At 36.8% G+C, this 10,751-nt stretch carries 11 protein-coding genes and 4 pseudogenes; 5 read left to right on the top strand and 10 right to left on the bottom strand.

Going from position 1 to position 10,751, the window contains the following annotated elements:
- Window positions 1-715: 715 nt before the first annotated feature.
- The 5 genes and pseudogenes from D1970_RS21615 to D1970_RS21600 all read right to left on the bottom strand — a co-directional run.
- Window positions 716-850: pseudogene (locus tag D1970_RS21615) on the bottom strand (multicopper oxidase domain-containing protein); the annotation flags it as partial.
- A pseudogene (locus D1970_RS22585) lies at window positions 847-954 on the bottom strand (IS6 family transposase); the annotation flags it as partial. The pseudogenes D1970_RS21615 and D1970_RS22585, both read right to left, overlap by 4 nt.
- 145 nt (window positions 955-1,099) lie before the next feature.
- A complete protein-coding gene (locus D1970_RS21610) occupies window positions 1,100-1,549 on the bottom strand; it encodes a PaaI family thioesterase (RefSeq protein WP_119114909.1) in 450 nt (149 codons plus the stop codon).
- A 15-nt stretch (window positions 1,550-1,564) separates the two neighbouring features.
- On the bottom strand, window positions 1,565-3,115 hold the full coding sequence (locus D1970_RS21605) for a solute symporter family protein (RefSeq protein ID WP_119114908.1): 1,551 nt from the start codon (window positions 3,113-3,115) through the stop codon (window positions 1,565-1,567).
- A complete protein-coding gene (locus D1970_RS21600) occupies window positions 3,112-3,465 on the bottom strand; it encodes a DUF485 domain-containing protein (protein ID WP_119114907.1) in 354 nt (117 codons plus the stop codon). Before D1970_RS21600 ends, D1970_RS21605 begins: the two co-directional genes overlap by 4 nt.
- A 291-nt stretch (window positions 3,466-3,756) precedes the next feature.
- On the opposite strand from D1970_RS21600, the gene D1970_RS21595 reads away from it, so the two are divergent.
- Window positions 3,757-3,969 (top strand): hypothetical protein, encoded by a 213-nt coding sequence (locus D1970_RS21595; RefSeq protein WP_119114906.1) that lies wholly within the window; start codon window positions 3,757-3,759, stop codon window positions 3,967-3,969.
- A 37-nt stretch (window positions 3,970-4,006) separates the two neighbouring features.
- Here D1970_RS21595 and D1970_RS21590 read toward each other — a convergent pair.
- Window positions 4,007-4,384 (bottom strand): annotated as a pseudogene (locus D1970_RS21590) (DDE-type integrase/transposase/recombinase); the annotation flags it as partial.
- Between the two features lie 278 nt (window positions 4,385-4,662).
- Between D1970_RS21590 and D1970_RS21585 the strand changes: the two are divergent.
- Complete coding sequence (locus tag D1970_RS21585) at window positions 4,663-5,052, top strand: cupredoxin domain-containing protein (RefSeq protein ID WP_119114905.1); 390 nt, start codon at window positions 4,663-4,665, stop codon at window positions 5,050-5,052.
- Between the two features lie 252 nt (window positions 5,053-5,304).
- Window positions 5,305-5,505: pseudogene (locus tag D1970_RS23235) on the top strand (IS110 family RNA-guided transposase); the annotation flags it as partial.
- Between the two features lie 36 nt (window positions 5,506-5,541).
- Here D1970_RS23235 and D1970_RS21575 read toward each other — a convergent pair.
- A complete protein-coding gene (locus D1970_RS21575) occupies window positions 5,542-6,957 on the bottom strand; it encodes a PQQ-dependent sugar dehydrogenase (protein WP_119114910.1) in 1,416 nt (471 codons plus the stop codon).
- A 259-nt stretch (window positions 6,958-7,216) separates the two neighbouring features.
- Here D1970_RS21575 and D1970_RS21570 point away from each other — a divergent pair, with 259 nt between their 5' ends.
- Window positions 7,217-7,870, top strand: coding sequence for a YybS family protein (locus tag D1970_RS21570; protein ID WP_181213504.1), 654 nt, complete (start codon window positions 7,217-7,219; stop codon window positions 7,868-7,870).
- Window positions 7,871-8,101: 231 nt separating this feature from the next.
- Here the strand turns inward: D1970_RS21570 and D1970_RS23540 are convergent, their stop codons facing one another.
- The 3 genes from D1970_RS23540 to D1970_RS21560 all read right to left on the bottom strand — a co-directional run bounded on the left by D1970_RS23540 (window position 8,102) and on the right by D1970_RS21560 (window position 9,441).
- Window positions 8,102-8,338: a GNAT family N-acetyltransferase gene (locus tag D1970_RS23540; protein WP_374978574.1), complete on the bottom strand. Its 237-nt coding sequence runs from the start codon at window positions 8,336-8,338 to the stop codon at window positions 8,102-8,104.
- A gap of 55 nt (window positions 8,339-8,393) precedes the next feature.
- Window positions 8,394-8,534: a hypothetical protein gene (locus D1970_RS22665; protein WP_209796983.1), complete on the bottom strand. Its 141-nt coding sequence runs from the start codon at window positions 8,532-8,534 to the stop codon at window positions 8,394-8,396.
- A gap of 343 nt (window positions 8,535-8,877) precedes the next feature.
- Window positions 8,878-9,441 (bottom strand): DsbA family protein, encoded by a 564-nt coding sequence (locus D1970_RS21560; protein WP_181213505.1) that lies wholly within the window; start codon window positions 9,439-9,441, stop codon window positions 8,878-8,880.
- Between the two features lie 677 nt (window positions 9,442-10,118).
- Here D1970_RS21560 and D1970_RS21555 point away from each other — a divergent pair.
- Window positions 10,119-10,649, top strand: coding sequence for a DUF4871 domain-containing protein (locus D1970_RS21555; RefSeq protein ID WP_119114903.1), 531 nt, complete (start codon window positions 10,119-10,121; stop codon window positions 10,647-10,649).
- The last annotated feature ends 102 nt before the right edge of the window (window positions 10,650-10,751 follow it).

Raw genomic sequence — 10,751 nt, 5'->3', positions numbered from 1 at the left:
CTTATTTGTGTCCAAGATATTGACTTAGATCCAATTAATGAATTAGAGGGTGACTTAGCTAACCCACATTAACCTTCAATTATTAATATTGGAGGTTTTTTGTATGCTTAGGAGTCTTTAGAAGTAACAATTAGTATTCAGCACAGTTTACTCCTCTATACTTTCAAGGTTAATTACTTCTTTTTTGTCCGGTAACTCTCGAAATGGGAGTATTACTGAACTATAAAGTGGATTATGTGCATCTTAGAATGTTTTATATTGAATTTTTAACGATAAAATCAAACATGCCATCATAGTGATTGCCTCTTTTTTCTCCTCCCTTGATTTACTCTCTCCACGTTAATTACCTTAGTGTCAAACAACAAGTCATAACTTTTCTTAACACCTTATTGCTTAGAAATAGCGTCAATAGCAAGTAGGTTTAAAGTGGAATGTATGGATCGTGTGGGTTAATTTCGCGTGTACATTATCAGTTAATGACCAACAAAATATCAAGAACACAAGGAGTATGATATTTTTCATAAGTTCAACTTTTTCTAATGATGAATTGTAATATCAAGTGCGACAGTTAAATGAAAACATAAAAAGCCCATACTCGCTTCGTGTAAAATAGAAGGAACCACACCACTTTTTTACAGGGAGGACGAGTATGAGCTATATCCATCTTACTACATTAGAGAACCGTTTTCTGGTTTATAGATTTGGGCATTTTCTTTTATTCAGGTTTGTTACCTGCGCTTTCATCTGGTGTGAAGGATGGCTTGAACCCGTCATATTTTACAAGATTGACCATTCCTGAAGAGGCATGATGGAGGTCATGGCAATGGAACAGCCAATTCCCCGGATTATTATCGTTGTGTGAGCCATAGACAGGTCACGCTCTTCCATCATTTCCATCAGGTTACTAAAACTCAAGTTTTACCGCAGGTACCACCTCACTGTTAACAAAATAATGTCAGGCTGATAATGTTTTCACTTGAATAAGTTTTGCTTTTCCATACTGATCCCGTTCCTTTTTAGAGTAGTAGTATCAGTATGTCTAAGATTTAGAGATTGCTTACAGTTATTTTGAAATTTTTGCACCAGAACCGAAAAAACTTTACTTATCCTGTTTAATAAAATATTGACTCTTCCGGTACACCATCGCTTCCATTGTTGCGATTAGTTCATTTTCACTTTGGACATCGATTTTGTACCAAGCGAGTTTGTGATTTTTCTTTATTTCTTTTGCATTTGCAGTTAAAATCCCACCACGTTTGCCAGTTGATATAAAGTTAACATTGGTTGTAACGCCAACTGCTGTTTTACCATATGAATTGCTCGCAGCAGCGAATACATAATCTGCAAGTGAAAAGATAATTGCCCCGTGAATCGTTCCGTGTGAATTAAGCATGCGGTCGTCCGTAATTAATTCAGCCTCCGCTGAGCCAGGTCCGAGTTTTGTCAGCTTCATGCCAAGAAAAGAAGCGAATGGTTCGTCTTTTAGAACTTGCTTAATTTCATCGTAATGTAAATCGTGAATTGCTTGATCATCTAATTGAATAGTCATGGAATTCTCCTTTGCTTAATGATCTTTAGCTGAGCTAATACCATATCCAGTGTTTGATTTGAACAGTACTTCTGCAAAAATATTTTTGTCTTCTTTTGCTTTAGACAGCACTGTACCTATATAGGCACCTAAAAAGCCAAGAGGCACGGTAAAAATAGTCGGGTTGCTCATTGTAAAGAAAGGGTCACCTGTAAAAATACCCATTCCAGGTTGCGGATTCCATACATTAGGACTAAGCATAACTAATACAAGAGAGCTGATTAACCCAAACAACATGCCGGTAATCGCTCCGGTTGCATTAAATCGTTTCCAGTAGATTGTGCAAAGAATAACCGGCAAGTTGGCGCTTGCTGCAATCCCTAATGCAAGTACAGAAAGGAAAGCAACGTTCAGCGACTGTGCGAACAATGCGAGCACGATTGAAATAGCCGCTACACTAACTGCCGAAATACGTGCTACAAGAACTTGCTGCTTTTCGGTCATTTTCCCGTCTTTAATAATTTCTCCATAAATATCATGAGCAAAAGCGGATGCTGACGTTAAAACAAGACCGGATACTACTGCTAGAATAGTAGCAAATGCAACTGCTGAGACGAAGGCGAACAAAAATTCACCGCCTACGGTTAATGCGAGGAGCGGCGCGGCCATATTTCCAGCTGGGTTTGCCTCAACAATGCGGTCAAAACCGACGAATGAAGCAGCACCGAACCCTAGGAAAATCGTCATAATAAAAAATGCGCCAATAAACCATGTTGAATATACAACAGATTTTCTTGCCGTCGCCGCATCTTTTACAGTAAAGAAACGGACAAGCAAATGCGGAAGTCCTGCTGCACCGAGGACAAGTGACATATTAAATGAAATCATATCAAGTCCATTAGTGTATTTATTACCGGGATTTAAAAAATCATTTCCGAGCGGTGTTGTTGTTTGAACATGGTGAAACATTTCTGCGATGTTAAAGTTAAATCGGGAAAATACAATAAGCGTCAATATAGTAGACCCGCCCAGCAAAAGAACGGCTTTTGTAATTTGTACCCAGCTTGTAGCTCGCATCCCACCGAAAATAACATAAATTGTCATTAATACACCAACGAGAAGAACGGAAAGACCGTAATCGATTCCAAGTAGCAGTTTGATCAATCCACCAGCACCGACAAGTTGAGCAATCATATAAAAAATAGAAATGACAAGAGTGTTTGCTGCGGCGATCCCACGTACCTTTTTTGACTTAAAACGTGCAGAGATCATATCGGCTAACGTGTATTTTCCAAGATTACGAAGCGGCTCCGAAACAAAGTATAATAAGACGAGAAACGCGACAAGATTGCCAATGCTCATATAAAAGCCATCGAAACCAATCAGCGCGATAGCCCCTGTAATCCCAAGGAAAGAAGCGGCGGACATAAAGTCACCAGCCACAGCCAATCCATTTTGCCATGCAGTCAAACCGCCGCCAGCTGTATAAAAATCACTCGCGTTTTTCGTTTTCTTAGAAGAATAATACGTTATTGTAAGCGTTAACAATATAATACCTAAAAAAAGTATTAGAGATAATGTGCTCATTCGCCAAGCTCCTTCTTGTATTTAGTTAAAATATTTTGGGCCATTTTGTCATACTTCTCTGATTTCTTAAGGTAGACAATTCCACCGATCCAAACGACAACAAATTGGAGAAGTGCGTATACCCATGCCCATGTTATATGGAGAAAAGCTTCTCCTTTTAATACATCTGTATAAGCAGCTAAAACAGGTAGAACAAAATAAAAAATTAGGAAGAAAGTAGTAACCGGGATAATAAAAGCTTTTTTCTTTTGAAGTAAATCCTTAAAATCTTCGGTTTCAACCAATTGATAATAGGGCTTCTTTTTGACATGATCTTCGGCTAAATAGCTTTTTTTTACTGGTAATTCCATAGTAACCTCCCCTTAGATAATACGATTTTAAAACGATAGCGGTATAAAGTGATATATATCACTTTCGTTAAAATTATCACAAACAGAAAATTAAGTAAATCTAAAATTCATAAAATTCATAAAATTATTAAAAAATGTCGTGTTTTCCATTAAACTCATTAGTGAACACTATTGATAACGTGGAAATGTCGTATTAATCTGAAAATATATTACTAAATTTTTTATTTTCGTTTCAATTCCGTTATGTAATATTTTGAAAACAACGAAAAGCAAATGAGGGGAATTAAAATAATGTACAATCCAGAAGTTGAAACCGCTACCCGTGCTGAAATGGAAAGTTTGCAGTTGACTCGTCTTCAAAAAACGGTAAGTAATGTATTTAAGAATGTACCATTTTACAAAGAAAAATTTGATGAATTGGGCATTACGCCAGAAGATATTCAACAGTTAAGCGATGTGACAAAGCTTCCATTTACCAAAAAACAGAATTTGCGTGAACAATAACCCATTCGGTCTATTTGCGGTTTCCATGGATGAGGTTAACGATGCCATAATAGGCTAGAAAATCCTCGAACGTGCGATTGAATCGGATTTCTAACGGATTGTGCGTCGTCACGACAGTTTTCATATTGTCGTACAAAATTTGTTCCGGCAAACCATTGAAATAGGCAAAGGCTTTCATATGGCACCTCATGAGCGTCTCCATTTTCATTTCAATTGTAAATTCAATGTATTTCATCCTGGAATACCCTAGTACCATAATGAACGCATAGACCTTTTGAGGCTTACCGTCCACCTCAAACATGCCAACCTCAGCCCAATCCATTTGCGCTTGTTTTCCGGGTGGAGTTTCAAACCTGGCGGTTGCCTGTTTCTTTGGCTGGGACCGATAGGGCCTGACAAAATCGCGTAAGATTGATTTTATGAATTCTCTCTATATAAATCAATAGGAGATTAAGGACAATACTGCTAAAAGGGGTGTCATCATTTCTTATTGAACTAAATGGGCTTTAGTTTAATAAAAATTAAGTGATTGTGTTTTTAGTCTCGTTCATAAATTAAGTTATTCCATTAAAGGGCCATATTGTGGAATAACACACCATAAAAAAAGATATTTATGTAAAAGTAATAGGGAATTTATAGCGATAATATTTTATGAATTGGAAAAAATAATGTATAGGAAAGGAGGGCTTGCTAATGTTTGTGAAAAAGTGTTTAACAGGATTGGTAGTTTTGCTTGCTATGATTGTGGTTGTAAACACTGCAGGCTCACTCGGAGTATTTGCCGAATCCGGTGTCGTAACACAACCTATGGAGACGGTGAAAGATATTGAGGTCGTGTTGAACGATGATTACTTTAATCCGAAAGTCATCACTATTTCCTATGGAAGAACGACAACGTTGATATTGAAAAACAAAGGTAAGAAAGAACACACCTTCACAGTGGAAAAGCTCAGAATTGACGCCGAAGTCCAGCCGGGAAAAGAAAAAACCATTACCGTGAAACCGAAAAAGCCAGGTACATATGAACTGATATGTCGGCACCATTTCAATGAAGGAATGGTTGGAAAAGTAATAGTCAAATAACAAGCAGGGCCAATCGGGCCTTGCTTTTTAATAAGCAACAATAGTAACTTGCTTATTAATAATGTTATTAAACAATCGGGCGCGATTGTTGAGAACTGGTAGTTGCTGTGGCAGCTCCCTCTCTATTGTATTAGCGGGGCAGGTTAGCATTCCTGTAGATCGTTAAATATCAGGTTTGAAAAAAATAGAGCTCCTCAGTAAGATACGAGTGTAGAGACCAATCTAACTCAGAATCTTAAGGAGGAGCCTATTTTGAATTTTAAAATGCAAGACAAACAAAATCAACTGATTGAAAGAATTTCAGATAAACATCTTATAGTTGGTCTAGACATTGCACAACAATTTCACGTTGCACGAGCTGTTAATTTCCGTGGCATTGTAATTGGTGATCCTCTTACATTTGAAAATAATGAAAAAGGTTTCGTAAGACTATTAGACTGGATACGAAGTTTACATGAATACCCTTATCTTACTGAGGAGCTCTATGAATCACGGAATAATTTCAAAAACAGTTCCTTGGTTATAATCAGTCACTTTCATAGAGCCATAAAGCCCTAAATATAGTGTGGTTTGGTCCAGATTCGTTCCCAAACTAACATAATAAGCTGATTGAGACCCAAAATTATAATCAGTTTGAATAACACTAAAATCATTTAGTTTACAATCTGTTCTTATCCTAGTATAAGCTAAAACCCCTCTAGCCGAAGATTGAGATTCTTCCTTCCGGGCAAGATCGGTAAACACAACACTTCCTGTTAAAGCGGGGATTCTATTCCCCATATAGGCTTGCACTCCTGTAAGTGCAGTTCCTCCAAATTTATCGGGTCGGGGATCTTTATGAAAATAACTAGTTACAGGCTGAAGACGTCTTACTGAAAATTTTACTGCTTCATAATAATAAGCAATTGTTTTCTCATCCAAGGTCGTATTTGCAGAGCATCCCCTTATAATCGGAGTAGGGAAAACACCTTCCCACGCTCGCCAGCCAAAGTTAATAAATCCTTCTTGGTCAGCTTCAGATTTCATTAAAAAAGCTTGAACAAGCTGGGTAACAGGTATTGGTTTATTCTGACCGAATGAAAAAATTGACTCTACCAAATCCTGTCCGACATTTCCCACATATTTGATATATTGATTATAAAACCTTTGAAATGAAATGCCCGGTATATTCCGAACCCCTTTGGCAATCACCGTAAGTGTTTCCTGAATAGGTACGGGAAGTTCATTAAACCGTGTGACTACGGGTGGATTCTGGATAAATGTATTCTTAACTACATCAATTTCAATTATTTTACCGGCAATTTCCATATCATTCTGGCTTAAATTGAATGGATCATAGCCTGATCCACCATCCCCGGTGGTTAAAACAAGTTTTCCTGTTTCAGGTGAAAAGTTTAAGCTATTGACACCATTATGATTAAAAAATGGTCTTCTTAAGTTTAGTAATGTCCGTAGTTTTTGAGGTTGACCATTCGATGGTAAAATCCATTCTTCCATAGTATCAATATGATCATATTGAGTTTCTCTATTTATCCACCTTAGGTTTAAAGTTCTTGGATCACACGGGTTAGGTGAAAAAGATTCAGGAAGAGCACCTGGACCTTGTGTTCCAGCTACTGAATAATGAAGATAAAACAGACCGTTATAATAAAATTCTGGATGAAACGCTAGCCCTAGCAATCCCCGTTCATCATATCCACCACCAGAAGCACCTAGTTTTACGATTCGCGGGCGAATATCTAAAAAAGTCCGTATAACTCCGTCTCTTATGTAAAAAATCTCTCCTACCTGGGTTGCAATAAATAATGTTTCTTTTAAGTCACCCGGAAGTATCGCTGTTTTTAAAACAGTCGGTAAATTCACCTTACTTACAATTGGCCGTAAACTAACCTTAACTTTTATCAACAAACTTTACACTCCTTCTTAGTTTTCTTTTATAAGAATATGATTAGAACTGTTTTATTAATACCAAATTAGGGCCGAAGAATCTAACAAGGAATTGACCATTTTTCGCACCAGCGTCGGAGGAATCGGGGCGGTCATAAAAAGTACTATGATTTCATAAATCAGTTATCTATAGTTAAGTTGGATAAACATACAGTGATTTTTACATAAAACAGTGAATAGCATAAGGTTAGTTTAATATTTGTTGGAGGTGGGATTCATGAAGAGGGTAAAAAATAAAGACGTACAGTATTGGCAGCATCCTTTCTTTGGAATCAAACACGATCTTATGGAATTGTTACCTACCACAAAACTAATACTTACCGCGGTATTAAGCTCGTTTGCAGCCATATTCCAGTCAGCAGGCGGATATATGCCCGGTATCGGTTTTTTTGTAAGTGCCATGACGACTATACCAATATTTTTAGCAACGATTGTATCAGTCAGGCACGGATTCCTTTCCTATTTTGTTACGATCCTCCTTTTATTGTTTATCCAGCCTAGCGAACTAATTATTTTTTCCTTCACAACGGGTATTCTAGGATTAGTACTTGGTGTTTCCTTCTATAAGTCGAAAACAAGATTTTTGGTTGTTTTCTTGGCGGGAGCTACCTTATTTATGGGAATCATAGCGATCCTTTTTATTTTCCGCTTTCCTGTGTTAGGTTCAGGTGTTGGTACGTCTTTTCATTTTCGTCCTTTATTGCTCATAGCGATATTCAGTATTCTATATGCATGGATAGCAGCAGAGGCTTGTTCGTTTGCTCTGAAACGATTGGCTCACACCCTGCCGGATAGAGTAATCAAGCCGGTATCTGACCAGCAGGAATTTAACCATCTTGAAACCTACACCTCCAACAAATACACCCAGTAATGGAGGAAATATTTATGGTAATAAGAAGGTTGCTGCTACTCTGTATTGGGGATGGGGAGGCCCGAAGAACATTTTTGGTTCAGATCGTGAACGAGGCAAATGCCAAGAGGGTTCGGGTGTAGTGAGTGTGTCAACTCCTTAAATTCTCGACCTTCCGGTCTTGCGATTTACCGTTGACACACGCTAAACATATCCATTTTTCTAAAAATAGCCCTAATCATTTTAATTTCTTTAGAATTGCTTCTTCAGCATATACATCCGGATACTGTCCGGGAAACCATCTATCTCGCCACAGATGACATACCCCTGTTTCTGATAGAAAAGTGGAGCCTGAAAGGAATATGTGGTGAGATGAGCAAGTTGGCAGCCGACTACTTTGGCTTTATCCTCGATCTCCGCAAGCAAGCGAGAGGCAACGCCCTGTCCCCTGTAGGACTCGCTGACCCAAAGAACCTCGACTTCAACGATGAAAGATATGTGGATCCTTGTACGCCACCTACAATGTGACCATTCTCGTCCCGAGCTACCCTCCGATTTCCATATCTGGTTTCTTGAGCTTTCCGTTCGTTTTTTCTATATTATACTTTTGTAAACCGTTTATGCGGACTGTGTTCAGAAACTCCTGATCGGTGCAATTTGTGAAAATGACGATATTATTTGACATATAGAACACCTCTTCCTGTTACAAATATATGATTACTATCTTTTCACTACCATTTTCATTACAATCTGCCAACAAAGAGAACCAAAACAAGGACAAGTATATCTTTCTTTAGTCATAAAAACACCTAAACATAAAAATTATTTATATTTCGTTTTCTGAGCTTTCCAATAGGAAATTCCATTTGAAGGTTTTATAAAATCCTTCTTCAAGTAAACTACTTTGTTAGCCAAATGAATATCACATGCAAATCTAGTTAACATAATGACTTATTATAGGCATAACAATCACTTAGGAAGTAAAAAAAACAGCTGCTTACTCTTAAGCAGCTGTTTTTTGTTCAATTTTAATTATCACTTTCTATATAAGTTACATCTCCTTTTTTGATTTTTCCTTCCATAATTTTTTTCATTTCATTCATATCATGATATTGGGCCAATTTAATTCCATCTACATAGACTGTTGGTACAAACTCCAGTGCATGCTCTCGAGTAAATTGACGAGTTAATGTTAAATTATCCGGAAATGAATCTTTCTCTTTAAGAAAATCAGGGTAGCTTAATCCAAATTCATTTATTTTGGATTCTATGTACTGATCCGTTCCCCAGTTACCTGACATGTTAGAGTGATCTTTTGGGGCTTCAGCTGCAACTGACAACTGATAATCAAAATATTTACCAGGAAGATTGGTTTCAACAAAATAATCCGCCGCGACAAGTTTTAAGGATTCCTCAGATAAAAGAGAAAGAGGTTGGCTGATGTATTTGGCTTGACCTGATTCAATAAACTCTTTTTGAATCTCTGGAAGAATTTCTTGCATCCACTTTTTACACCAAGGGCAAGCATAATCGAAGGCTAAATAAACTGTATGTGGGGCATTTTTGTCTCCTAAAATCGCTTTTTGTTCCACCGGTAGATCGTATTTAGTGTAAATAAATTTTTCTCCTTTAGGCTCTTCCTTAACAGTATCTTTTACTTCGGTTTTATCTTGGCAGCCAGAAATTAATAGAAAAGCGGCTGCAATGAGTAATAAACTCGTCCACTTTTTTTCATACTTTTGACAGATTCCTTATGCTATAAGAAATCCGCGCATTCACCTTCTTTATGATTATTAATTTTAAACTACTACTTATTGCGTAGTAGGTCAACGGTTGCATACTCGTATGCTATATTAAAAAAGGGGAGTGGTAACGTGGCTATTTATTTTACGTAGATGTTGGTTTGAAATAAAGTCGCGTTGTTTATAAAAAAGATGCGATTTTTCGAAGAAAGTCGCGAAGCTTTACCCTTTAGGATATTTTTGTCTGAAGGGGTGTTTTTATGACAAAAGGAAAAAGAACATCTGAATAAAAGGTGATTAAGGAATTATTGAGTGACATAGAATTGTTCCGTTAAAAGGCCAGATTGTGGAACATGTCCTTTAAAGAAAATTAGATCTATATGTTAAATTTTAAAGAAGATTGTGAAATTATGTACTTAAAGTAACGATGGCAGATAAGTAAAAGAAGGGTTATCTTACATTTAAAATAATCAGAATATTATGAAACTAAACAGTGTGTTTTTCGTCCAATATATGAGGAGGTTATTATGAAAAAAATTATATTATGTTTGTTTTTAATAGGAATGTTAGTAGGTTGTTCAGAAAAAACAGAAACAGTAAAAAAAGAGGATTGGGAAGTAAGTCCAACTTTTAATATTCCTGTTACATTTGGAGATGGAACAAAAGGAGAATATGTTTTGGTTGGAGAGGAAGGAAGAATTGGATTTTTAGTTGGCTCTGGTAAGGAGGGAGAAGCAGAAGCTCAACCAATTATTGCAGGAAAAGGTAATAAATATATGTGGCATTTTTGGGGAGAAAAAGAAGAATTTGAGGGGAATTTAAAAGTTGTTGGTATTAACGAAAAAGGTGAAGAATACAAAGTGCTAATTAAAGATATGGGAATGTCTAACAATGACAAGGTATGGGAGTACCCAAATGTCGGAATAAGTCCTAATAATGGAGCTGATACGCACGTTCCATCAGGTATGGAATTTCCGACAGAAGGATTATGGAAGCTAAACGTTTATATTGGTGATAAATTATTTGGTGAAATTATTGTAAATGTTGAAGAAAGCTAATTTCTTATTCAACTATTGGGTGCTTTAGTGTAGGAAGAAATAATTGATTTTATGATTAAGATCATGTATTTAGTTATTCCATTATACCAGCTAATATAAGTC

Origin of the sequence: Mesobacillus zeae (genome assembly GCF_003570705.1) — a bacterium.
GTDB lineage: Bacteria > Bacillota > Bacilli > Bacillales > Cytobacillaceae > Mesobacillus_C > Mesobacillus_C zeae.
This window is presented reverse-complemented; position numbering and strand designations above follow the sequence as displayed.

Bases quoted from the DNA above. Each gene is read 5' to 3' on its own strand.
- D1970_RS21605 (WP_119114908.1), bottom strand. From the start codon at position 3,115: ATGAGCACATTATCTCTAATACTTTTTTTAGGTATTATATTGTTAACG.
- D1970_RS21585 (WP_119114905.1), top strand. From the start codon at position 4,663: ATGTTTGTGAAAAAGTGTTTAACAGGATTGGTAGTTTTGCTTGCTATG.
- D1970_RS21610 (WP_119114909.1), bottom strand. From the start codon at position 1,549: ATGACTATTCAATTAGATGATCAAGCAATTCACGATTTACATTACGAT.
- D1970_RS21555 (WP_119114903.1), top strand. From the start codon at position 10,119: ATGAAAAAAATTATATTATGTTTGTTTTTAATAGGAATGTTAGTAGGT.
- D1970_RS21570 (WP_181213504.1), top strand. From the start codon at position 7,217: ATGAAGAGGGTAAAAAATAAAGACGTACAGTATTGGCAGCATCCTTTC.
- D1970_RS21600 (WP_119114907.1), bottom strand. From the start codon at position 3,465: ATGGAATTACCAGTAAAAAAAAGCTATTTAGCCGAAGATCATGTCAAA.
- D1970_RS21595 (WP_119114906.1), top strand. From the start codon at position 3,757: ATGTACAATCCAGAAGTTGAAACCGCTACCCGTGCTGAAATGGAAAGT.
- D1970_RS22665 (WP_209796983.1), bottom strand. From the start codon at position 8,534: ATGTCAAATAATATCGTCATTTTCACAAATTGCACCGATCAGGAGTTT.